Source organism: Janthinobacterium sp. BHSEK (assembly GCF_056174685.1).
This window is the reverse complement of the sequence record NZ_JBWBYV010000083.1, coordinates 24,088-46,609: the sequence shown is the minus strand read 5'-3', so window position 1 is coordinate 46,609 and position 22,522 is coordinate 24,088. Positions and strand designations below refer to the sequence as shown.

At 64.3% G+C, this 22,522-nt stretch carries 18 protein-coding genes; 6 read left to right on the top strand and 12 right to left on the bottom strand.

The window, feature by feature from the left end; all coding sequences use genetic code 11:
- Nucleotides 1-55: 55 nt before the first annotated feature.
- The 6 genes from malE to AC0V2Y_RS24485 all read left to right on the top strand — a co-directional run bounded on the left by malE (nt 56) and on the right by AC0V2Y_RS24485 (nt 7,771).
- Complete coding sequence (gene malE / locus AC0V2Y_RS24510) at nt 56-1,276, top strand: maltose/maltodextrin ABC transporter substrate-binding protein MalE (RefSeq protein ID WP_475416491.1); 1,221 nt, start codon at nt 56-58, stop codon at nt 1,274-1,276.
- A 129-nt stretch (nt 1,277-1,405) separates the two neighbouring features.
- The gene (malF, locus tag AC0V2Y_RS24505) at nt 1,406-2,917 is read left to right on the top strand and encodes a maltose ABC transporter permease MalF (protein ID WP_475416492.1); all 1,512 of its coding nucleotides are present in this window, start codon (nt 1,406-1,408) and stop codon (nt 2,915-2,917) included.
- 10 nt (nt 2,918-2,927) lie between these two features.
- Entirely contained in the window at nt 2,928-3,818 is an 891-nt protein-coding gene (malG, locus tag AC0V2Y_RS24500) for a maltose ABC transporter permease MalG (protein WP_070218276.1), read from the top strand.
- A gap of 2 nt (nt 3,819-3,820) precedes the next feature.
- Nucleotides 3,821-5,473 carry an alpha-amylase family glycosyl hydrolase gene (locus AC0V2Y_RS24495; RefSeq protein WP_475416493.1) on the top strand — a complete coding sequence of 551 codons (1,653 nt, stop codon included), beginning with the start codon at nt 3,821-3,823 and terminating at the stop codon, nt 5,471-5,473.
- Entirely contained in the window at nt 5,470-6,381 is a 912-nt protein-coding gene (locus AC0V2Y_RS24490; RefSeq protein ID WP_475416494.1) for a carbohydrate kinase family protein, read from the top strand. Before AC0V2Y_RS24495 ends, AC0V2Y_RS24490 begins: the two co-directional genes overlap by 4 nt.
- A 103-nt stretch (nt 6,382-6,484) precedes the next feature.
- Nucleotides 6,485-7,771, top strand: coding sequence for an O-acetylhomoserine aminocarboxypropyltransferase/cysteine synthase family protein (locus AC0V2Y_RS24485; protein ID WP_475416495.1), 1,287 nt, complete (start codon nt 6,485-6,487; stop codon nt 7,769-7,771).
- 225 nt (nt 7,772-7,996) lie between these two features.
- Here AC0V2Y_RS24485 and AC0V2Y_RS24480 read toward each other — a convergent pair whose 3' ends face one another.
- The 12 genes from AC0V2Y_RS24480 to AC0V2Y_RS24425 form a co-directional block, all read right to left on the bottom strand.
- Entirely contained in the window at nt 7,997-9,031 is a 1,035-nt protein-coding gene (locus AC0V2Y_RS24480) for an AAA family ATPase (RefSeq protein ID WP_475416496.1), read from the bottom strand.
- Nucleotides 9,028-10,407, bottom strand: a complete 1,380-nt coding sequence (locus tag AC0V2Y_RS24475; RefSeq protein WP_475416497.1) for an AMP-binding protein — start codon at nt 10,405-10,407, stop codon at nt 9,028-9,030. Before AC0V2Y_RS24475 ends, AC0V2Y_RS24480 begins: the two co-directional genes overlap by 4 nt.
- Nucleotides 10,404-10,997 (bottom strand): hypothetical protein, encoded by a 594-nt coding sequence (locus AC0V2Y_RS24470; protein WP_475416498.1) that lies wholly within the window; start codon nt 10,995-10,997, stop codon nt 10,404-10,406. The genes AC0V2Y_RS24475 and AC0V2Y_RS24470 overlap by 4 nt, the downstream gene beginning before the upstream one ends.
- A 1-nt stretch (nt 10,998) precedes the next feature.
- Complete coding sequence (locus AC0V2Y_RS24465; RefSeq protein ID WP_475416499.1) at nt 10,999-12,777, bottom strand: VWA domain-containing protein; 1,779 nt, start codon at nt 12,775-12,777, stop codon at nt 10,999-11,001.
- Nucleotides 12,774-13,745: a hypothetical protein gene (locus AC0V2Y_RS24460; RefSeq protein WP_475416500.1), complete on the bottom strand. Its 972-nt coding sequence runs from the start codon at nt 13,743-13,745 to the stop codon at nt 12,774-12,776. Before AC0V2Y_RS24460 ends, AC0V2Y_RS24465 begins: the two co-directional genes overlap by 4 nt.
- Before the next feature lie 9 nt (nt 13,746-13,754).
- Nucleotides 13,755-14,222 carry a hypothetical protein gene (locus AC0V2Y_RS24455; RefSeq protein ID WP_475416501.1) on the bottom strand — a complete coding sequence of 156 codons (468 nt, stop codon included), beginning with the start codon at nt 14,220-14,222 and terminating at the stop codon, nt 13,755-13,757.
- A gap of 2 nt (nt 14,223-14,224) precedes the next feature.
- On the bottom strand, nt 14,225-15,805 hold the full coding sequence (locus AC0V2Y_RS24450; protein ID WP_070218287.1) for an AAA family ATPase: 1,581 nt from the start codon (nt 15,803-15,805) through the stop codon (nt 14,225-14,227).
- A gap of 159 nt (nt 15,806-15,964) precedes the next feature.
- Complete coding sequence (locus tag AC0V2Y_RS24445; RefSeq protein ID WP_475416502.1) at nt 15,965-17,125, bottom strand: ABC transporter permease; 1,161 nt, start codon at nt 17,123-17,125, stop codon at nt 15,965-15,967.
- On the bottom strand, nt 17,122-18,303 hold the full coding sequence (locus tag AC0V2Y_RS24440; protein ID WP_475416503.1) for an ABC transporter permease: 1,182 nt from the start codon (nt 18,301-18,303) through the stop codon (nt 17,122-17,124). The genes AC0V2Y_RS24445 and AC0V2Y_RS24440 overlap by 4 nt, the downstream gene beginning before the upstream one ends.
- A gap of 6 nt (nt 18,304-18,309) precedes the next feature.
- Nucleotides 18,310-19,284, bottom strand: a complete 975-nt coding sequence (locus AC0V2Y_RS24435) for an HlyD family secretion protein (protein WP_475416504.1) — start codon at nt 19,282-19,284, stop codon at nt 18,310-18,312.
- 2 nt (nt 19,285-19,286) lie between these two features.
- On the bottom strand, nt 19,287-20,696 hold the full coding sequence (locus AC0V2Y_RS24430; protein WP_475416505.1) for a TolC family protein: 1,410 nt from the start codon (nt 20,694-20,696) through the stop codon (nt 19,287-19,289).
- A 171-nt stretch (nt 20,697-20,867) separates the two neighbouring features.
- On the bottom strand, nt 20,868-22,478 hold the full coding sequence (locus tag AC0V2Y_RS24425; RefSeq protein WP_475416506.1) for a bifunctional aspartate transaminase/aspartate 4-decarboxylase: 1,611 nt from the start codon (nt 22,476-22,478) through the stop codon (nt 20,868-20,870).
- Between the last annotated feature and the right edge of the window lie 44 nt (nt 22,479-22,522).

Genomic DNA, 22,522 nt, shown 5'->3' with positions numbered 1-22,522 from the left:
TTCAGCCTTGATACTCAACATAAACTTAGCATAAAAAAAGATACTGGAGATTGACATGTCCTTCACGCACCCGAAACGCAGCTTCATCAAAACCACCCTGATCGCCGCCGCCCTGGCCGGCATCGGCAACCTGGCCGCCGTCAGCATGGCAAACGCGGCCGAAGCAGGCACCCTGTTGATCTGGATCAATGGCGACAAAGGCTACAAGGGCCTGGCCAAGGTCGGTGAGGAATTCACCAAGAAGACGGGCATCAAGGTCGTCGTCGAGCATCCGGAAGATGCGCCGAACAAATTCCAGCAAGCGGCCGCCGCCGGCAAGGGCCCGGACATCTGGATCTGGCCGCATGACCGCATCGGCACCTGGATCGACGCGGGCTTGCTGCAACCAGTGACGCCAAGTAAGGAAGCGCGCGCCGCCATCCTGCCGCTGGCCTGGAACGCCTTCACCGTGGGCGGCAAGACCTGGGGCTACCCGATCTCGATCGAAGCCGTCGCCCTCGTCTACAACAAGGATCTGGTGCCGACCCCGCCAAAGACCTTCGAGGAAATCGCCGCGCTGGACAAGAAACTCTCCGCGCAAGGCAAGAAAGCCATCCTGTGGGATTACACGAATACCTATTTCACGTGGCCTTTGCTGGGCGCGGGCGGCGGCTTCCCGTTTGAAGTCAAGTCCGACGGCCGCTACGATGCAGCCAAGACGGGCGTGAACAATGCCGGTTCGCAAGCCGGCGTGAACGCGTTGATGACCCTGATCAACAGCGGCGCGATGCCGAAGGGCGCCGGCTACGCGGAAATGGAAGCGGGTTTCAACCAGGGCAAGATCGCCATGATGATCAACGGTCCATGGTCGTGGGACAATGCGCGCAAATCGAAGATCAATTACGGCGTGGCAACGATTCCTACCGTGGCAGGCAAGACGGCCACCCCATTCGTGGGCGTGCTGGGCGCGATGATTTCGAAAGCCAGCCCGAACAAGGATCTGGCGACGGAATTCCTGGAAAACCAGATGCTGCAACTCAATGGCCTGAAAACCATCAATGCCGACGTCCCGCTGGGCACGCCGGCGAACAAGGTGCTGTTCGCGGAATTGAAAGCCAATCCGAACATCCAGGCGACGATGGAAAGCGCGCAAGCGGGCCGCCCGATGCCGAACAACCCGGAAATGGGCCGCTTCTGGTCGTCGATGCAATCGGCGCTGGAAAACATCACCCAAGGCCGTCAGAGCACCAAGGATGGCCTGGATGCGGCGGCGAAGCGGATTACGACCGCCAATTAAGCCATATTTTGATTGAGCGTAGGTCGGATTAGCGTGTAGCGCGTAATCCGACATGTGCCGCCAACAATGTTGTCGGATTACGGCCCTTTGGGCCTAATCCGACCTACGTATCACTACAGGTATCCCATCGTGCGCAAGTTTATCGGCCCTACGGTATTGACCATCAGCATGGCGCTGGGTCTGTATCTGCTCTTCATGTTGTACATTTCCGGCCAGACCATGCTGGCCGCCGTTTTCCTCGGCTTGCTGACCCTGACGACGTTTGTCTTCACGTCGCCGCGCGCCTATGCCTACCGTTATCTGTTTCCCGGCATCACGGCGGTGATCGTCTTCGTGCTGTTGCCGATGGTGTACACGGTGTCGATCGGCTTTACCAATTTCAGCTCGCGCAACCTGCTCACCTACGACAGGGCCACGCAATACCTGCTCGACGAGACGCAGCGCGTGGAAAGCGCCGGCTATGCCATGACTGTGCATGCCGACAACAAGGAATACCGCTTGCGCCTGGAAAGCCCGGACACGGGCGAAGTGCTCTTGACGCCGCCGCTGGCCCTGAAGCGCGCCGTCCCGCTGAAGGTGGACGTGGCGCCGGCTGACCCCGTGCAGGCGCCCGTGCTAACCCCTGCCCTGCCCATCAAGGACATCATCGCCCTGCAAAAGGATCTGAAGCTGCTCACTCTCGTGCTTCCGAACAGGATCGAGCTGCGCATGGTGGGCTTGCGCGAATTCGGTCCCGTCGCGCATGTCTACAAGCAATTGCCGGACAAGACCCTCAAAAAAGTCGCCACGGGCGAACTCGTGACGCCGAACTTCAAGACGGGCTTTTATGAAATGCCGGACGGCACCAAGCTGGAACCGGGCTTCAAGGTCAACGTGGGCTTTGCCAACTTCGTGAAAATCTTCTCGGACGAAGCGTTCCGCGGCCCCTTCCTTCGCATTTTCGTCTGGACCATCGTTTTCGCGCTGATCAGCGTGGCCACCACGACGGGCCTGGGCATGGTGCTGGCCGTGCTCTTGAACTGGGATGCGCTGCGCTTCCGCGGCCTGTACCGCACCCTGCTGTTCCTGCCGTACGCCGTGCCCGGTTTCATTTCCATCCTGGTCTTCAAGGGGCTGTTCAATAACAACTTCGGCGAAATCAACCTGGTGCTCGACGCCCTGTTCGGCATCAAGCCCGCCTGGTTCTCGGACACCACCCTGGCCAAGGCGATGATCCTGATCGTCAACACCTGGCTCGGCTATCCCTACATGATGGTCGTGTGCATGGGCTTGATCAAGGCGATCCCGTCGGACCTGTACGAAGCGTCGGCCCTGGCTGGCGCGGGACCGCTGACGAATTTCTTCAAGATCACCTTGCCGCTGATCATCAAACCGCTGACGCCGCTGATGGTGGCCAGCCTGGGCTTCAATTTCAATAATTTTGTCTTGATCAGCTTGCTGACGGGCGGGCGTCCCGATTTCCTCGACACGACGTTACCGGCCGGCACGACGGACTTGCTCGTGTCCTACACCTACCGCATCGCGTTCGAGGATTCCGGCCAGAACTTTGGCCTGGCCGCTGCCATCTCGACCCTGATCTTCTTCCTCGTGGCCGCGATTTCGCTGGTCAACATGCGCCTGACGCGCATGAACAAAGCATAAAGGACAGCATATGGCTATCGTTGTCGACCGTTCCAACCGCTGGCGCATCCTGGCGGCCCACGTCGCCGTAATCGCGCTGATCGCGCTGGTGATGTTCCCCTTCCTGATGATCCTGTCGATTTCATTACGCCCAGGCAACTTCGCCTCGGGCAGTCTGATACCGCCCGAGATCAGCTTCGAGCACTGGCGATTGGCGCTGGGCATGTCTTACCAGGCGCCCAACGGCGCCCTCGTCGAGCCGGACTTCCCCGTGCTGCTGTGGCTGTGGAATTCCATCAAGGTGGCCAGCATGAGCGCCACCGTCACCGTGCTGCTGTCGACCACGTGCGCGTATGCGTTCGCGCGCATGCAATTCCGCTTCAAGTCGCAGACGCTGTCCGCGCTGATGCTGCTGCAGATGTTCCCCGCCGTGCTGGCCCTGGTGGCCATCTACGCCATCTTCGACGTGCTGGGCAGCTACGTGCCGTGGCTGGGCATCGACCACCACGGCAGCCTGGTGCTGGCCTACACGGGCGGCATCGCGCTGCATATCTGGACCATCAAGGGCTATTATCAAACCATTCCCGTCGAGATCGAGGAAGCGGCCAAGGTCGACGGCGCCACGCAGTGGCAGGCCTTCGTCTACGTGCTGCTGCCGATGACGGTGCCCATCCTGATGGTGGTGTTTTTGTTGTCCTTCATCGGCGCCATCATCGAATACCCGATCGCGTCCGTGCTGCTGCATGAACAGAACAACCTGACCCTGGCCGTCGGCTCGAAACTGTTCCTGTACGAGCAAAAATACCTGTGGGGCGACTTCGCCGCGGCGGCCATCCTGTCCGGCTTGCCCATCACGGCAGTGTTCCTGCTGGCGCAAAAATGGATGATCTCCGGCCTGACGGCCGGCGGCGTGAAGGGCTGACCATGCGACGCTCCCTGACTACGCTGGCCGCCCTGTTACTCAGCGCTTCGGCGCAGGCAGGCAGCTTCAGCTTCAGCTTCGCCGACAACCCCATCGTCTACTTTGCCGTGACGGACCGTTTCGCCAACGGCAATCCCGGCAACGACAATTCTTACGGCCGCGCCGCCGACCCGCAAGGCGGCGACGTGGGCAGCTTTCACGGCGGCGACATCGCCGGCATCACGCAGCAGCTGAAAGCCGGCTATTTCCGCGACCTGGGCGTCAACGCCCTGTGGATCACGGCGCCCTACGAACAGATCCACGGCTGGGTGGTGGGCGGCAAGCAGCAATTCCAGCACTACGCCTACCACGGCTACTGGGCGCTCGATTACACCACGATGGACGCCAACATGGGCACGCGCGACGAGCTGCGCGAGATGATCGCCACGGCGCATGCGCAAGGCATCCGCGTGCTGTTCGACGTGGTGCTGAACCATCCCGGCTATGCAGACTTGCGCACCCTGGCCGAATACAAGGTGCCCGTGCTGTGGCCCGGCCATGACAAGGCCGTGCTGCGCGACTATCACAGCTTCATCGACTACAACAACTTCGAATTCAAGCAGTGGTGGGGCCCGGACTGGGTGCGCGCCGGCTTGCCCGGCTATTCCGACGGCGGCAAGGACGACTACACGATGCAGCTGGCCTACCTGCCCGACTTCCGCACGGAGAGCGGCAAGGCCGTGGGCTTGCCGCCCATCCTGCAACGTAAAAGCGACACGCGCGCCGTGGCCCTGCCCGGCACCACGGTGCGCGGCTACCTGGTCCACTGGCTGGCGGACTGGGTACGCGAATTCGGCGTCGACGGTTTCAGGGCCGACACCGTCAAGCACGTGGAGCCGGCCAGCTGGCTGGCCCTGCGCGCGGCCGCCACGGAGGCATTACAAGACTGGAAGACGCGCCATCCGGAACAGAAGATCGACGACGCACCGTTCTGGATGACGGGCGAAGCGTGGGGCCATGGCCCCGAGCGCAGCAGCTGGTTTGATGCCGGCTTCGATTCGATGATCAATTTCGACTTTCAACACCGCGCCGGCGGCGACTGGAAAAGCATCGACGGCGTGTACCGCCAGTACGCGGGGCTGCTGGCCAAGCGCATTGGCAATGAGCCCCATTACGACATCCTGTCGTACATCTCCTCGCACGACACCAGCCTGTTCCCGCGCGAGCGATTGAAGCACGGCTTGTCCGCGCTGCTGCTGGCGCCGGGCGGCGTGCAGCTGTTCTATGGCGACGAAAGCGCCCGCCAGCCTGGCGCGGCGCCCATCGGCGACGAACAGCAGGCCACGCGGTCAAGCATGAACTGGGGCTCGCTCGATGCGGCGACGCTGGCGCATGCGCGCAAGCTGGGCCAGTTCCGTTTGCGCCACCCTGCCCTGGCGCGCGGCGCGCATCGCCTGATCGATGAAAAACCGTATGCGTTCGCCCGCGTGACGCAGGATGACGCCGTCATCGCCGCGCCCGAGGCCCAGGGCGCCATCTCGTTGAAAGTCCACGGTGTCTTCGCCGATGGCGCCCTGCTGCGCGACGCCTACACGCATCAAACATACTTGGTCAAAGATGGCGCCGTCGCGGTGAACGCGGCCGGCACCGTCCTGTTGGAAAAGGCGGCACCATGAGTACCTATGATATTTTAGTGGTCGGCGGCGCCGGCATCGACACCATCGTGCGCGTCCCCGACCTGCAATTGTCCGTGGCCGATTCGCTGCACGTGCCGCCCATCCGCGACTACGTGGCGCACACGGGCAATGGCGTGGCGCTCGGCTGCCACGCGCTGGGCCTGCGCTGCAAGTTCATCGACTTCATCGGCGACGATGCGCAAGGCGCGGCCATCCTGCAGCGCTATAAAGAAACCAAGCTCGATTTTTCACACATCGTCGAACCGTCGGGCACGCGGCGCAGCGTCAACCTGGTCGACCCGCAGGGGCGCCGGCTGTCGCTGTACGACGGCCGCCACCCGGAAGACGTGCGCATGCCCGCCGCTTTTTATCTTCCCTACCTGGGGCCGGCGCGCCACGCGCACTTTTCCATCATGGGCTGGGTGGCCGAACTGTTTGACGATGCGCTGACGTGCGGCACGACGGTATCGACCGACCTGCACGACTGGGATGGCGTCAACCCGCACCACAAGGTCTTCGCGCTGCGCGCCGACCTGGTCTTCCTCAGCACGGCCGCGCTGGGCGAACGTACGGAGTCCGTCATGCGCGCCATTATTTCGCAAGGCCGCGCGCAAGCCGTCATCGCCATGGCCGGCGCGCACGGCGCCTACCTGCTGGAACGGGGCAGCGCGTCCGTGCGACACACTCCGACGGCGGGCTTGAAGCTGCCCGTGGTGGACACGAACGGCGCCGGCGACTCGTTCGTGGCCGCCTTTTTACACGCCTGGCTGGCAGGACTGCCGCTGGAGGACGCCATGCGCCGCGGCGCCATCGGCGGAGCATTCGCCTGCGCACAGCATGGCACGCATGAACGGTTTATCGGCCAGACGGAGCTGCATGACTTATATCAAGACCGCACTAGCTTATGACTTAATATTCTATCAAGCGTAGCAAGCAGTTAACGGGGGCATGGCACAATGGCTGCGAATTTCAAACGCTTCACCACCGCAGACCAATCGAACCGGAGACCACATGAGAATCGAAACCCTGGCCGTGCACGCCGGCTACACCCCCGACCCGACCACCAAGGCCGCCGCCGTCCCCATCTACCAGACGGTGGCCTACGCCTTCGACAATGCCCAGCATGGCGCCGACCTGTTCGACCTCAAGGTCGCCGGGAATATCTACACGCGCATCATGAATCCCACGCAGGACGTGCTGGAAAAGCGGGTCGCGGCGCTGGAAGGCGGCGTGGCCGCGCTGGCCGTCGCGTCGGGCATGGCGGCGATTACCTACGCGATCCAGACCATCGCCGAAGCGGGCGACAATTTCATCTCCGCCAGCCAGCTGTATGGCGGCACCTACAACCTGTTTGCCCACACTCTGCCGCAGATCGGCATCGAAGTGCGCTTCGCCGATGCGCGTCAGCCCGAGAGCTTCGCCGCCCTGATCGATGCGCGCACCAAGGCCATCTTCTGCGAATCGATCGGCAACCCGCTGGGCAATGTGACGGACGTGGCGAAACTGGCCGAGATCGCGCATGCGCACGGCATCCCGCTGATCGTCGATAACACCGTGCCGAGCCCCTATCTGTTCCGTCCCATCGAGCATGGCGCCGACATCGTCGTCCATTCGCTGACCAAGTACCTGGGCGGCCACGGCACCACCGTGGGCGGCGCCATCGTCGACAGCGGCAAGTTCCCCTGGGCCGAGCACAAACAGCGCTTCAAGCGCCTGAACGAACCAGACGTGTCCTACCACGGCGTGGTCTACACGGAAGCATTCGGCCCCGCCGCCTTCATCGGCCGCGCGCGCGTCGTCCCGCTGCGCAACATGGGCGCGGCCATTTCGCCGCTCTCCGCCTTCCAGCTGATCCAGGGCATCGAAACCCTGGCCCTGCGCATGGACCGCATCTGCGACAATACGCTGGCCCTGGCCAAGCACCTGAAGCAGCATCCGAAAGTCGCGTGGGTCAATTACGCGGGCCTGGAAGACCACCCGGACCACGCGCTGGTGAAAAAATACATGCACGGCCGCGCCTCGGGCATCCTGTCCTTCGGCCTGAAACTGGCGGCAGGTGAAGACCCGCGTGCGGCCGGCGCCCGCGTGCTCGACGCCCTGCAGCTGTTCACGCGCCTGGTCAACATCGGCGACGCCAAGTCGCTGGCCACCCATCCGGCATCGACCACGCACCGCCAGCTCAATCCCGAGGAACTGGCCAAGGCAGGCGTGTCCGAAGACATGCTGCGCCTGTCCGTGGGCATCGAGCATATCGACGACTTGCGCGAAGACCTGGAACAGGCCTTGAACGCGGCCTGAGACACACGCCGCCTGGAGGGGACTTCATGCCATAACCGGCGCCATGTCCAGTCAGGTGGCCGCGCCAGCATCACCAACCTGCCCGGCGGGCGCTATAGCAATATCGTCGGATTACGCGGCATGCGCCGCTAATCCGACCTACGCTGCGGTATCCGCGTGCGCCGCCGTGGCAACAACGTAGGTCGCATTAGCGCAGCGTAATCCGACACCGCCGCGCATCCGTCATTAAGATCCCGCCAGCACTTTTTCCACATGCCTGATCCTGTCGTCCACCGAACCAGACACATTGATAAAGGCGATCCCCCGCCGCGCCAGTTCGGCCTGGTACCACGCATGCTGGCGCGCGCGAAAATCCTCGTCGCGGCGGGTGCCGTCCTGGATGAAGGGAAAGTCGGGGGCGCACAGCAGCACCAGGTCGTAGCGGTGTTCGGCCAGCCGGGCCAGTTCCTGCTCGGCCCTGCCGAACATCTCGACGCAGTAAAAATACGTGGTCATGGGCGACGTGTCGCAAAACAGCCAGCGCCGCGCAGCCAACAGCGCCTGCGCTTCGCGGCGCAGCTGTTCCCGGCCGATCTTCAGCAAATCATCATAGGCCAGCACGCCATCCTGGCTTTCCCATAGCTCTCGGCCGTATTCGGCCACCCAGCCGGTATCGAAATGCGCCGCCAGCGCTTGCGCCAGGGTCGTCTTGCCGCTCGATTCGCCGCCCAGCACGCACACGCGCGTGACGAAATCGGCGCGCACAATGGGCGACAGGAAGGCGCCGTGCGCCTGCGGGTCTTGCCGCACGACGGTGCCGGACACGGGTACCAGGCTCCTCGCCTGGTCCACGCTGACGTGCGCCACCGCGCCAGCTGCATAATGCCGTTCCAGCACCTGCGCGAAGCCGGGACCATACTCTTCGCTGGTGAAGACGGCATCGACGGGCAAGTCCAGCACCGTCCAGCACAGCCAGCCCATGAAATGGCGATGCAGTTCGCCATCGGCGTCGTTGTGCGGCAGCGCGCGCGCCGGCATGCCGCGCGCCGCGCACAGGGCGGCCAGGCGCGCATCGTCCAGCACGACGACGTGCGCCTGCGGGAATTGCGCGCGCAGCCACCGTTCCCGGCGCGCCGGTTCCAGGCCGGGAAACTCAGGCTTGGTGTAGCTGACCACCAGCAGCTCTTCGCAAGCGTCTTGCGCAAGGTTGATCAACAACTCGTGGCCCAGGTGCAGCGGACAGAATTTGCCGACCACGAGGCCGCGCTTATAAAGGTTCATGCTGCCGCTTCCTGCAAATCCGAGGTGTATTGAATGATCTTGTCTTCCGCCAGCAAGGTCTCGACCGTGATGGCGCCGAAAAAGGGCGCCAGCAAGGCGCGCGCCTGGCCGGCCTGCGGCATGGCGCCCGGCGCCAGGCGCAGCACGACGCTGCCATCGCCATGCTGGTGCACGCCGAACAGGGCGATGGCCAGCGGTTTCAAGGCGTGCGTGATGTCGATATTGTTGATCCATGCGCCGCTGACCGTCCTGTAGCGCAGGGGGCTGCGTCCTGCCAGGCCCACCAGCACGGGACCGTCGGGGCCATGCGCCAGCGAGGCGTAGTCGCCCGTGCGGTAGCGCACGAGGGGCAGGCAAAAATTGAAACCGCCCGTCACCGTGATCTCGCCACGGACTCCATCGGGCACGGGACGGCCATCCGCGTCGAGGATTTCCACGTACAGCCGGTGCTGCAGCAGCACGTGACCGCCCGCCCGCTCGTCGTACACGGCCACCGGCCCCACCTCGTTGAGCGAATAGATGTCGAGCACGGGGCAGCCGAACGCCGCTTCCAGGCGCGCGCGCATGCCGGGCAACAGCATCATCGAGACGGACAGCAGCGCGGCCGGCTTGTGCGTCATGGGCAAGGTCAGCAGCTCGGCGAACGAGATGGGGTCGCCCGCGATCAATTCAGGTGCCATGGCATCGAGGTAGCGCGCGCGGTCTTCAGGCTGGCGCCAGTCGTCCACGTGCAGGTTGATCTTCGCCAGGCCCGACTCACCCATCGTGGGCGTGACGGAGACATAGGTGAAGCAGCGGCGCTGGTGCCCCAGCAGCATCACACCCACCTGGCCCGCGCCATGGCGCAGGGTCACGCCGAAGCGATGCAGCGCGCGCTTGTGGAAGGCCAGGTAGCGCCCCGCCACCAGCGGGTGCGAGGCGATCAGCAAGGGGTGGCCCGTGGTGCCCGTCGTCTGGAAGTTGATCATGCGCGCCAGGTCCGCCTCGTCGGGCACGAAGGCGGCGATGTCGTGCGCCAGCTCGGCGCGGCTGATGGGTGCCACGTCCGCAAGGCGCGCGGGGGGCGAGCCGCAGGCGCGGTAATGCGGCACCGTGGCGTAGGCCGTCCTGAGAAAATCCGCCAGCCAGGGCGGCGGCGCAGCGGCGCTCCAGCCGATCGCCGCCTGCATGACTTCCTGCTCGTAGGCGCGCAGGGCGTCGACTTCCGCCGCCTGCAGCTTGTTGCCGCTGCGGTTGCGGTACCGGGGCGCGCAAGGATGGCTGCGCAGTTTGTCCAGCATGCGCGCGCCCGCCGGCGTCAGGGTGGGACAATAGTCGCGGTCCGATTCCCACGCGCCGCCGGGCAGGTTGACGTCAGGTTTGCCAGCGAGCGTCATTCGCGCGACCACTTGTCGGCCGATTCCTCGGCCGCCTTCTTCGCCAGCGCCTCGCGGATCTCTCTCGCGCGCTGCTCGGCCAGGCGGCTTGCTTCGAGCAGGCGGCGGCGCTCCGTGCCGCTGATGGCGGACAATCGGTCCGTGGCTTGCGCCACGCTTTCGTCGCGGGGCCGAAAGCCCAGGCGGGCCAGCACGATGCGCGCCAGTTCCTCGCGCCGCTCCGGGTCTTGCGTGAAATGGTGGGCCGGCGTACTGGCGGCCAGTTCGCGCGCCGCCTCGCCCAGCACCTGCAGCAGATCATGCTGCGGCAACCGCTGTGCGATGAACCACTCGTCGGCCAGCAGCCAGCAGACGATCATGGCCAGCGCCAGCCGGTTGCGGTCCGCCTTGACCTGCGCGCCGACAAAACCCTGCAGTGACGCGGCCGGCGCGCGCGCGCCATGCAGCAGCAGGATATCGTTGACCAGCGCGGCCACCGCCACTGCCTGCGCATTGGCGACGCCGGCGATACGGGGTTCGCCGAGGAATTCGACGGGCGTGTCGGCCAGACGATGGGTCAGGGTTTCGAGGTGGGGTCCGGGAGTCTGCATGTCATGGTTGTCTATAGTGGCGCCGGCTGAACGCCCGCGCAAAGTCCAGCAAGTCCTCGTAGCGCTCGACGGCATGGATATCCCAGCCCTGCTCGCGGCGCGCGCGTTTCAGGTCGTCATAGGTCTGCTGCAGCCACTTGTGACTCGCCGCGCCATCCCAGTCGCGCGCCAGGTTCAGGGCCATGGTGCCGCCCGCGCCGCCCCGGGCCAGCGCTTTCGCCGAGATATCCCAGCCGCTGTTGCCCAGTTCATCCTTATCGAACATGGTGGTGATGCCGTCGTCGGAAATCATCAGGATGTGCGCGGGCCGTTCGCACCTGGCCGCATAGGTCTGGCGCAGACAGTGGATGGGGAAGCAGGTGCCGCCGCCAAAAAACTCCGTCAGCACGCCCAGGATCAGGTCTTCATCGCGCACGAAGCCGGGCGTCTGCATCACCTGGTTCTTGCCGCTCCACAGGGTCACCTGCACTTTCGCGCCGGCGCGCAGGGCGGACAGGGCGATGACGGCGCCGGCCAGGGTCAGGAACGAGGTGTGCGCCTGCGGGTTCGGCATGGAGCCGGAACTGTCCACGTACATGTCCAGGTCGACGGGCACGGCGTCGATGGCGCGCGCCGGTTCGCGGCCGTACACGCGGCGCACGGTGGTCACGCCCGGCACGGGGCGCGGCGACTGCATCACGGATTGCAGCCAGTCTATTTCCTCGAGCGGGTCGCCGATCTCCCACGCTTCCAGCCCCTCCATCTGCGGCTCCTGCGACTCGGGCGCGGGGCGGCTGGGAAACGCCACCAGGTGCGGCAAGGCCCGCTCGCGGTAGTAGCGGATGGCGATTTCATGGTCGCTCAGATCGATGCCCGAGGCTTTTAAAATGTCGCCCAGCTCGAACGGTTCGCGCAGCTGGCCGCCGCCCTGCCTGGCCGGCGCCTCGCCTTGCGGCTCCTCGCCATCGAGGCCGGAAATGCGCTTGTCGTGCACCGGGTGGATGGCGCCGCCCTCCTCGTCATCCTCGATCTGCTGCGCGCCATACGTCTGGCAGCCACGGGCCGCGTCGCGCGTGTCCTGCAGATAGCGGCTCGGGCTCAGAGCGTCCGTATCGTCGACCAGATAGGGCAGCAGCAAGGTGGCGAAGCGCCCCGCCGCCACCATCCAGTCGTTCGCATACACGCGTATCAGGCGCGCGCCCAGCCAGGCATCCGTATCCAGGCGTTCGTCCGCCTCGTTCTCAGCCCCTGCTCCGCCCAGCTCTCCCTTTTCCAGCTGCCACAGGTTTTCATAGATGCGCATGTAAAGGGTCCACACGCCGCCGCTCTTGGCGTCAGCTTGCGCCGTGCGCCCCTGCTGCAGCTTGCGGTAGATGTCGGCCATGCGCAGGTTTGCCTGGCGCTGCAGGCGGTCGTTGATGAACAGGTCCGTGTACAGGTTGGCCACCATGGGCGCATGCTGTTCCAGAGTGGGCAAGGCGCGGCGCATGCGCGCCAGCAAACGGAACTGGTCGCCGGCGCTGCCCGGCGCGAGGATATGGTGGCCGATTTCATGCGCGAGGATTTCCAGCGCATAGCCGTCCAGCCCCAGCTCCGTCACCAGCGGCAAGTCCACCACCACGCTCTGGTCCAGCAGGCGGATCATGGCGAAGCTGCCGGACAAGCCCTGCTTGCTGGCCTCGACATGGCTGGCGCACAGGCTGGGGTCGCGCAAGCGCGTGAACTTGCTCCACACGGCCAGGGCCTCGGGCCAGGCGGCGCGCCAGGCGTCGATCAGCGCGGTGTCGGCATCCTTCTTCATGCGAGCGGCAGCAGGCGGATCGCATGCGTCCACGGCGACGTGATGGCGATAGTGTGCGCATTGGCGGCGATGGCGATGTCGCCGGCCGGCACATCGAGTTCGATGCGGCGCGCGCCGAGATGCAGGGTCGTCCCGTCGAGGCGCACGGCCGATGGCATGCCCGTTTGCGCCTGCTCGAACTCCTGCGCCGTGGCGCTGTGCAGCACGGCGCCATAGGCGTCGGCCACCAGCAGGTAATGGCGCTCGGCGCTGCGCACGACAAATCCGTCTGCCGCAGCGCGCACCTGGGGCGGCGTGCCGAAGTCGCCACCGAGGCCTGTGAAGCTGCCGAACTCCCGGCCCTCCGCATTGCCGCGCCACGGATTGCCCAGCAACTGCGCATGCACCTGCGGCCATTGCGCGCCGGGTTCGCCAAAGGCGGCCAGCGCCAAGGCGGGCGGCAAGGTATCGGCGGCGGTCAGCGCGCCCTGGCGGAAATGCGCGACGCCCGCGCGCCAGGCCAGCACCTGGCCCACGGCGCGCAGCTGCGCCAGCGAGGCGATCCGCGCCGCCAGCGCGGCCAGCTCGCGCTGCCACTGCGCGGGCCGCGCGCCCGCCACGGAGGCGATGTGGATGGCGGCGTTGCTCAGCATGCCCAGCACGTCGACAGGGGCAGTGGCCAGCAGCGGCGCAAACGATGGCGCCAGCTCGCGCCAGATGGTATTGAGGAAGGGATTTTTTGCGGCCGGACCGGCCAGCCCATGGCCCACCAGTTCCAGGGCCATGTCGTAGGCGGCCAGGGTCACGCTGCCCGCGCGCTCGGGCGCGGCGGCGGCCACGGCGACCACCAGCGGATCGACGCCGTCGTACAAGAAGACGCCGAAGGCGGCCATGTCGAGCGAGGGAAAGCGCCGGCGCGCTTCCGCCGCGCGCGCATTGAACTGGGCGCGGCCGCTGGCAAGTATCGAGGCAAAGGCAGGAGAGATCATCGTTGCCCCTCAGTCGCTGTGCGAAAAGTGCAGCAGATAGCGTTCATCGCCCAGTTCGAACGCGATCTCGTCCCAGTGGATCGCGTACCAGAAACCGGCGGGCGGCGTCATCCTCACGGCGTACGGGGAAAAACCGCCCAGCGCCTCATCGAGCAACTCCAGGAACCTTGCCACCGGCTGGGCGCGAAAGCGTCCCGGCGGCGCCGCCTGCATGTGCCGCGACGAGAAAAACCAGCGCTGGCACACCTGCTCCAGCTGCGCGCGCCCGCACGGCGCCAGCTTGATGTGCCATAAGGGGGCCGGCAAGTCGCGTGCGGGTGCGATGACGTGCAAGGCATGGTCTTCCACGCGCAGGCCCAGCGCCGTGGCAAGGTCCGGCGCGTCGGGCAGGCGTGACAATTCGTAGCTCGCGCACAGGTCGCTCGCCTCGCCATTGAGCATGGCCAGCGCTTCCAGGAAGCCTTGACAGTGCGGCACGCTCATTGCGAACGCAGCCAGCTGCGGTAGTTGGTATAGCGCTGATGCAGGTATTTGAGCTTGAGCAGGTCGTCGTACAGGGGGCCGTACAGCTTGCGCCCTTTCGTGCGCTCGCCGATCAGCTTTTCGATGCGGTTCAGGCGCGCCAGGGTTTCGCGCTCGCTGACGCCGTCGAGGCCCAGGTCGAATTCGGCCGACAGCACGCCCACCGGATCGTCGCGGTCCAGGTCCAGGCGGTTGAATTCATCGTTGGACAGGTCGAACAGGCGGCGCAGCCAGCCCAATCTGTCGCTGCGGTAGGCGGCGTTTTCCGGCAGCGCGAAAAACGGCGCGTCCGGGTCCGGCTGCAGCTTGTTATGCAGGACGAAGGGCAGCACCTGGCGCAAGTCTTCCAGCTCCACTTCGCCATTGCCGCGGAAATAAGCCATGGCCTTGGCGTAGATCATGAGCGCCATCAGGGTGCGCACGGAGATGCCGTTCAAGGTCTGGCAACCGAGATCCTTCAAACGGTCGCGCCCATTGTCGGCCGCCTGCGCGGCGCCCCGGTCGGCACCGGCCAAACGGGCCGTGTCCTTGGTCATGTATTCGAATTGGCCGCCGGCCGTCTCGAACAGCTCGAACTGGCTGGCAAAAAATTCCAGGCGGCGGCGCACGGCGTCGGGTATGCCCACCTGGCGGATCGCCTCGCCGATCTGATCGACCTCCCCTTCCGTGAAGATGATATCGGGCGGCACCAGCTCTTCGGGACGCACGTTTTCTTCCACGCGCAGCAGCAGCTCGTTCAGGAAGCGCGGGTTGAAGGCCAGCGCCTGCACCGTCACGTCGACCCGGTCGCGCAGCGCCTCGATCACCTGATACGTGCCGCCGCCCTGGTCGTCGTTGGCCGTCAGGTACCAGGCCGCTTCCGGGCATTCGTAGATATGGTTCAGCACTTCCGCGTAATTGTCGCCCATCACGGTGAGCAGCGCGCTTTGCGTGCGCGTGGGGATGCGGTTGTATTCATCGACGATTTTCACGCGCATGCCCAGCCAGGCGCGCCAGGCGATGCGGATATCGTCCATGCTTTGCGCGTTGACCAGGTCGGCCGGCAAGGGATTACCCAGCAAGTCGGCCACCGTCATCTGCGGGTGGCCATGCTGCATGGCGCGTTTGACTTCCTTGACGGTGGAACCGGCCAGCACGCCCATCAGCAGCGCGCTGGCCGTCTTGCCCCGTCCCGGCCCGCCGACGAACAGGCATTTGCGGCGCGTGGCGAACGTCAGCAGGGGCAGCAAAATAAAGCTGGAATAGCTTTGCGCCGACGGCAAATTCAATGTGCGGCGGCTGTCGCCCACGGAATACGTCTGCGACGGGCCGTCGTTGTATTCGATATCGTAATGGGGGCTGATGATGGCGTGGTTGACGATCCAGAAATACGCCTGACGCAGCTTTTCATCGAAAGGCCGTGCTTGCGCCTCGCCTTCTGCGCCCAGCGCGATGGGTCCCTGGTACAGATCCGCCACGTCGAACTGGCGCGCGGCGGGCGCGGCCTTGGGCTTGGTGGGGGCTTGGGACAGGCGCTGGAACAAATTGAATGCAGACATTTTGGTTAACGCCTGTCAAAACCTGCTGCGCGTCGTAATTTGCGGCCTGCGATGCTCACTGTACCTTCGTACAGTTGCGCTTCTCGACCACAACTTCCTTCCGCTCGCTACGGTTTTGTCAGGCGTTGTTATTTAATGTGGAAATGAAATTATTACATATCAAGTGCCTTCGGCCTTGTTCAAATCGACAACGGTTTCCTCCAGCTTGCGCCAGCGCCACCAGCCCAGCGCCACGCAGGCCAGCAGCAAGGCCAGCAAGCCCGCCACTTCATGGCGGATTTCATACAGCGAGGCACCCATCTGGTTGAGCGCGACAAAGCCCTGGATGCCGGCCGTGGACGGCAGCAGCCAGCGCAGCCATTGCAGCACGACGGGCATGGACGACACGGGCCAGGTCAGGCCCGCGAGGAACAGCACGGGCATCGAGGTGGCGATCATCAGCTGCGTGCCCCGCTCGCGCGTGCGGAACAGCATGCCCAGCAGCATGCCGAACGCCGCCTCCGCCAGCGAGAACAGCACCAGCAGCAAGAGCATGCCGCCGAAGTTGCCGCCACGGGGGTAATCCTGGAACCAGAAGACGAAGCCGAAGAAATAGCAGCAATTGAGGAAGGCCACGCAGGCAAACGCCAGCAGCATGCCCGCATAGCCGCCCGCCGTGCGCTTGCCTGCCAGCGGGAAGCTCTTGCGCTGATACCAGGTACCGAACAGCATGGTCATGCCGATCAGCAAGGTCTGCTGCACAATGAGCGTCGCCACGCCGGGCACGACATAGGCGCCATAGCCTTCCTTGACGTTAAACAGGGGCACGGCGTCAAACACAATGGGCGAGCGCTGCTGGTTGGCCTGCACGGTCGACGGCGTGCCTGCGCCCAGGCGCTTGAGCTCGATGCCGGCCGACACCGTGCCCACCACTTCCGCCAGGCCGTTCAGGGCCACCTTGTTCAGCATCAAATACAAGCCATTGCCCGCCACCTGCGCATGCGCGGCGCGGCCGGCCAGCACGTCCGTTTGCAAGCCGTCGGGGATGATCAAGACGCCCATGACCTTATCGCGCCACAGCAAATCTTGCGCGACGGGCAAGTCCGGCGTGACGGCGATCACGTGCAGCGACGGATGGGCCATGGCAAAGCGCGTCAGCTGGCGCGACATGGCGCTGCGGTCCTGGTCGACGACCGCCACCGGCACGCGCTGGACGATTTCCGTCGAGTACGGCAGCGGATAGAAGAAGGAATAGATGATACCGCCGATGAACAGCAAGGTCAGCGCGCCCTTGTCCGTCAGCATGGCGCGCCAGGTGGCGAGAAAGGCCGGCCACATCATGTGCGTCCCCAGGCGGCAGGCGCATTCGCGCGGCGCGCCAGCAGGAATACGCCCACGGCGCCGCAGCCGATGGCGATGCCGGCCAGTATCAGCATTTCCTGCACGCCATAGCGCCACGGCGCGCCGGCCAGCCAGTATTTCGTTTGCAGCTGCAGATAATGCGTGAGCGGCAAGGCTTCCGCCCAGGCGCGGGCTGGCGCCGGCATGGCCATCAGGGGAAAGGCCTGGCCCGCAAACGCAAAGGCTGGCGCCGTGATGAAGGCGGCACCGGACAGCGCCAAACGCAGCGACAAGGTGGCGGCGATCAGCAAGGTGGCCAGGCCACAATACGCGAGCACCAGCAGCAGCATGCTTAGCAGCAAGGCCGGCAAGCTGCCCGCCACGGCCCAGCCCCGCGCCAGGCTGAAGAACAGCAAGTACAGCAGCGCCAGCGCGCAGTAGGCGACGAGGGGAAACAGCAACTTGGCGCCGATGGCGCGCAGCCAGCTGCCATCGGCCGAGGCCAGCCATTGCGGCACCGTGCCGTCGCGCAACTCGCGGCCGATACTGGTGACGACGGCAACGACGATGAAAATCTGCAGCATGGCCGGCATCAGGGCCAGGGTCAAAAATGCTTCATAGCTGGTGTTTTCGTTGTATAAACTGTTCAAGGTCGTGCGTATCGGTTCGAACTGGGCCGCCGCCTGCACGCCCGACAGACCCTTCTTGACGCGCGCCGTCATCTCGATGCCGGCCGACAAGGTCGTGCTGACCGTGCGCACGTCGCGCAGCAAGGCGCCCGCGTGCGAGGAAAACTGCGCGTTGTACAGCCATTGCACGGTGGCTTGCCGGCCGCCCAGCAGTTTCTGTTCGAAATCGTTCGGAATCAGCAGGTAGCCGTACGCCGTGCGCTCGCGCAGCCGGTGCAGGGCTTCGTCGCTGGACGCCACTTTCGCCGCCACGGCGATGCCGGGCGACGCGTCGAGCCAGCGCGTGAGCTGGCGCGACAAGGTCGAGTTGTCGTTATCGATGATGACGATGGGCAAGTCGCGCGCGATGCCGGCGGAAAACACCAGCCACAGCATGCCGCACAGCACCACCGGAATCCAGCTGAGCATGCCGAAGTCCCAGACATCGCCGCGCAAGCGCCGCCACTCGCGCGCCAGCGCTGAATCCGGCCCCTTATCCGCTTCGTTCATCGCGTATCAGAGCGGGGGAAACACGACCGACATGCCAGGACGCAAGCCCTCGACCTTGATGGCGGGACGCAGCCGGATTTCAAACGTGCGCAAATCCGTGCCGCCCGGACGCGCCGCGCGCCACGTGGCGAAATCGGGCAGCACGGCGACTGAGCTGACCTTGAAGCTCACTTGCTGTTTCAGCGCCGGCACATTGGCCGTATGCGTGCTGCCCATGGCAAACGCGGCCATTTCATCTTCGCGCACCTGCAGCACGGCCCAGGCGTCGTCGAGGTTCACCAGAGTGATCACGGGGAAACCTTGCGGCGCCAGTTCGCCCGGCTGTATCTGTATCTTGCTGACCTGCCCCGCCACAGGCGCGGCGATCTTCGTTTCCGCCAGGGCGATCTGCGCTTCCGTCAGCACGGCGCCCACCTGGCGCGCCTGGGCGGCGGCGGCCGTCTTGTCTTCCGGACGGGCGCCTTTTTGCGCCATGTCATATTGCGCGCGGGCCGCTTGCGCCAGCTGGTCGGCGGCGCGCCATTGCGCCTGCGCCTCATCGCGTTTCTGCTGGGCAATCACGCCTTGCTCGTACATATTGTTGACGCGGGTATACGTGGTCTTGGCGATGGCGGCGCCCGTTTGCGCCCGCTCCCAGTTGGCTTTGGCGGCGGCGATTTCTTCGGGACGCGCACCGGCTTGCGCCTTTTGCGCCACGGCATCGGCTGCCTGCGTGGCGGCCGTCGCTTGCGCAACCTTGGCATCGACTTCCGGACTCGTCAGCTGGAACAGCAACTCGCCTTTCGGCACCGTCTGGCCCAGCTTGACGTACAGCTCGCCCACCCTGCCCGGCACTTTCGACGACACATTGACTTCCTGCGCATCCATCTGTCCCTGCAAAGGCAGGCGCTGCGGCTGGAACGCCTGGTACAAGCCCCAGCCCACGAAGCCGAGGACGATGATGGCGGCGACTATGGCCAATGGTTTTTTGGAGGTGCTCATTATTATTTGTCCACAGGTAATTGGATATCGGCAGCGGCGGCCAGGCTGCCCAGGCGCTGCGTCTCGCCCGTCGCTTCCAGCAATTGCGCCAGGCCCATCACATAGTTATAGGCCGTCTGCGCGCGCTGGGTCTCGACCTTGGCCAGGTTCAGGCGCGCGTCGACCACTTCCAGCGACGTCACTTGCCCTTGCTGGAAGGCGACCGTTTGCAAACGGATATTTTCGCGCGCCAACTCCACCGACGACGCCGTGGACAGGTACTGGATGCGGGCGTTTTCCAGCGCGCGCCAGTTCTTTTCGATCAGGGTGGGAATGTCGCGCTCGGCCTGGCGCGCCACCACTTCCACGCGCTCCTGGTCCAGCTTGGCGGCGGCGATCATCTTGCCCGTGTTGATGCGGTGCACCAGAGGCACGGCCACGACGAGGCCGATGGCCCAGTTCGAGCGCACGAGTTTTTCGTTACCGCGATTCAGGTTGTAGTTACCGATGGCAAAGACGGTGGGCGCGTATTCCTTGCCGTGCAGCTTCAAGGCTTGCTCGGCCTGCACGCGCTTGCTGTCGATCTTTTTCCAGTTCGCATTTTCGCGCATGCCCGTGCTGATGAACGATTGCAAGGTGCCGACGGGCAAGCTGTTGACGAACAATGGCGTGCTGGGAAGCACTTGCGTGTTGACGGCGAGCAAACGGTCGAGCGCCACCTGGGCGATTTCCTCGTCGCTGCGCGCCTGCGCCTCGTCGCTGCGGGCGCTGTCCAGGGCCACGTCGGCACGCAGGCGTTCCGCGCGCGAAATCAGGCCGCCCTTTTCCAGCCTGGCCGCATCGCGCTGGTGCTGCGTCACGCCGGCCGTCACTTCGGCCCGCACGGCCACCACGCGCTTGGCCAGCAATAATTGAAAATAGCGCTGCGCCACCAGGGTCGCCAGCTGCTCTTCCGCTTCCGTGCGCTCCGCCTGCGCGGCCAGGGTCAGGCTCAAAGCGAGGCCCTTGACGGCGTCCAGCCGCCCGCCCGTGTAGATGGGCCACATGCCCAGCAAGCCGAACGAGGTCAGGTCCGTTACCACTTCGCGGCTCAGTGAATTGGGAATCTGTGGCTTGGGCAAGCCGGGAATCGATGGCAGCACGGACTCGATGCCGCCCACCACGCCGGACAAGCCGCTCGTATCGATATTCAAGTCCGTCGACAGGCGGCCGCGAAACGCCGTCAGGTCCACGGAGGGACCATCGATATTCGACAGCGCCTCGGCCTTGAGGGTTTTCGCGCGCACGTCGAGGGCCGCGCCCTGCACGGCGCCCGAAGCCTTGGCCGCTTGCTGCAGCGCTTCATTAAATGTAAGAGGTTCCGCCAGGGCGGGCGTGGCCGCGCCCAGCGCGCTCGCCAGCAATAATGATAAGTGTCCTTGCAATCTGCCCATGTAGCGTCCAGTCAATGAATGAGGGGAAAGCACGGGGTTGCCATGTTTATACTTTCACAATAACAATTATATCCACGGATGTCCATTCCAGCCTGCACTATTGGTTACGCAAGCTGACAGACAAAAACGGGCGCCTCATGCGGGGCGCCCGTCTTGCTCAAACTAGGCGGCTTACTTCTTCGCCTTCTTGCCGCCCTTCTCCTTTTCCTTTTCAAACACGGCGAAGAACTCGGACGCCATGCCGCGGATGGCGCGGCCGATATTCGCGTAGTCGTATTCGTTCAGGTTGGCCAGCGAGACGCGGCCGGACGGATGCGTGGTACCGAAGCCGCGGCCCGGCAACAGGATGACGCCCGTTTCCTCGGCCAGGCGGAACAGCGCTTCGTTCGGTTTGAGTTTTTTCAGCAGCCACTGCGAAAACTCCACGCCGTGCATCTGCGCGGCCAGGGATTCCATGTCCAGCAGATGGTAGTAGCGCACCGAATTGGCGTCGTGCACCATCGGCAAGCCCAGTTCGCGGTACAGCGCTTCCTTGCGGCGCAGCACGATGCGCTTCATCGACTGCTTGTACTTTTGCTCTTCATCCATCAGCGAGAACAGCGAGAACAGGGTCATCTGCGCCTGCACGGGCGTGGACAGGCCGGCCGTGTGGTTCAGCGCCACGGTACGGCTGTCGGCCACCAGGCGGTCGATGAATTTCAGCTGGCGCGGCTCCGTCGTGATGGAGTGATAACGGGCATCGAGCTGTTTCTTGATGGTTTCCGGCAACTTGGCGATCTTGTCGTCGAGCACATTATTCTCATGCGTGGCCACCACGCCCATGCGCCATCCCGTCGCGCCGAAGTATTTCGAGAACGAATACACGAGGATGGTGTTGAATGGGCAGATGGCGAACAGCGAGACGAAGTTGTCGGCGAAGGTGCCGTACACGTCATCGGTCAGAATGATCAGGTCCGGACGCTTCTTGATGATCTTGGCGATGTATTCCAGCGTCTCGTCGTCGATCTTGACGGAAGGCGGATTGCTGGGGTTGACGAGGAAGAAAGCTTTCACTTTCGGGTCCAGCAGCTTGTCCAGCTCCTTCTTGGTAAATTGCCAGTTGTTCGATTGCGGCGCATCGATGTGCACGGTGTTCAGCTTGTAATCGTTGAGCTGGGGAATCTCGATGTAGGGCGTGAAGATCGGCATGCCCAGGGCGATGGTGTCGCCTTCCTGGATGATGTGGTTCGACTTCAGGCTGGCGAACAGATACGTCATGGCCGCCGTGCCGCCTTCGACCGCGTACATGTCGAAGTTGCCGACGAACGGGTGCTCGCCGATCATCTCGCGGTGAATATACTGGCCGACAATTTTCTCGGACAGGCGCAGCATGCGGTCCGGCACGGGATAGTTGCAGCCGAGGATAGCTTCGCACATCTCATAGATGAAATCGCCCGCGCTCAGGCCCAGCTGGTCGCGTACATACGACACGGCCGCCTCGATGAAATGCACGCCCGGTGTATCAGCATGCTGGCGCACGAAGATTTCAAAGCGCGCCTCGATGCCCTCGCGCGTGGGAAAGCCGCCCACGTCGTCCATGTATACATACGAGCGCTCCGCTTCCGTCATGGCGAACTGGCCGAACTGGAAGAAACCGTGGCGCGGCGTGGTGGCCAGGAAATTCGGGTTGCCACGGCCCGCATTGAGCATCAGGCGGTTGCTTTGCTTGGCCGTCTGGATCAGCGCATCCTTCAATTCGAATGGGCTCAACAGGGCGAGTTTGCTTGGGTTACTGAAATCCATTTTTGCTACTCCTTATCAGACTGATCATTTCGAGGGTTCTTGCA

Excerpts from the sequence above, each read along its gene's own strand:
- malE (WP_475416491.1), top strand. The coding sequence starts at position 56 with ATGTCCTTCACGCACCCGAAACGCAGCTTCATCAAAACCACCCTGATC.
- malG (WP_070218276.1), top strand. The coding sequence starts at position 2,928 with ATGGCTATCGTTGTCGACCGTTCCAACCGCTGGCGCATCCTGGCGGCC.
- AC0V2Y_RS24495 (WP_475416493.1), top strand. The coding sequence starts at position 3,821 with ATGCGACGCTCCCTGACTACGCTGGCCGCCCTGTTACTCAGCGCTTCG.
- AC0V2Y_RS24490 (WP_475416494.1), top strand. The coding sequence starts at position 5,470 with ATGAGTACCTATGATATTTTAGTGGTCGGCGGCGCCGGCATCGACACC.
- AC0V2Y_RS24485 (WP_475416495.1), top strand. The coding sequence starts at position 6,485 with ATGAGAATCGAAACCCTGGCCGTGCACGCCGGCTACACCCCCGACCCG.
- AC0V2Y_RS24480 (WP_475416496.1), bottom strand. The coding sequence starts at position 9,031 with ATGAACCTTTATAAGCGCGGCCTCGTGGTCGGCAAATTCTGTCCGCTG.
- AC0V2Y_RS24475 (WP_475416497.1), bottom strand. The coding sequence starts at position 10,407 with ATGACGCTCGCTGGCAAACCTGACGTCAACCTGCCCGGCGGCGCGTGG.
- AC0V2Y_RS24470 (WP_475416498.1), bottom strand. The coding sequence starts at position 10,997 with ATGCAGACTCCCGGACCCCACCTCGAAACCCTGACCCATCGTCTGGCC.
- AC0V2Y_RS24465 (WP_475416499.1), bottom strand. The coding sequence starts at position 12,777 with ATGAAGAAGGATGCCGACACCGCGCTGATCGACGCCTGGCGCGCCGCC.
- AC0V2Y_RS24460 (WP_475416500.1), bottom strand. The coding sequence starts at position 13,745 with ATGATCTCTCCTGCCTTTGCCTCGATACTTGCCAGCGGCCGCGCCCAG.
- AC0V2Y_RS24450 (WP_070218287.1), bottom strand. The coding sequence starts at position 15,805 with ATGTCTGCATTCAATTTGTTCCAGCGCCTGTCCCAAGCCCCCACCAAG.
- AC0V2Y_RS24445 (WP_475416502.1), bottom strand. The coding sequence starts at position 17,125 with ATGATGTGGCCGGCCTTTCTCGCCACCTGGCGCGCCATGCTGACGGAC.
- AC0V2Y_RS24440 (WP_475416503.1), bottom strand. The coding sequence starts at position 18,303 with ATGAACGAAGCGGATAAGGGGCCGGATTCAGCGCTGGCGCGCGAGTGG.
- AC0V2Y_RS24435 (WP_475416504.1), bottom strand. The coding sequence starts at position 19,284 with ATGAGCACCTCCAAAAAACCATTGGCCATAGTCGCCGCCATCATCGTC.
- AC0V2Y_RS24430 (WP_475416505.1), bottom strand. The coding sequence starts at position 20,696 with ATGGGCAGATTGCAAGGACACTTATCATTATTGCTGGCGAGCGCGCTG.
- AC0V2Y_RS24425 (WP_475416506.1), bottom strand. The coding sequence starts at position 22,478 with ATGGATTTCAGTAACCCAAGCAAACTCGCCCTGTTGAGCCCATTCGAA.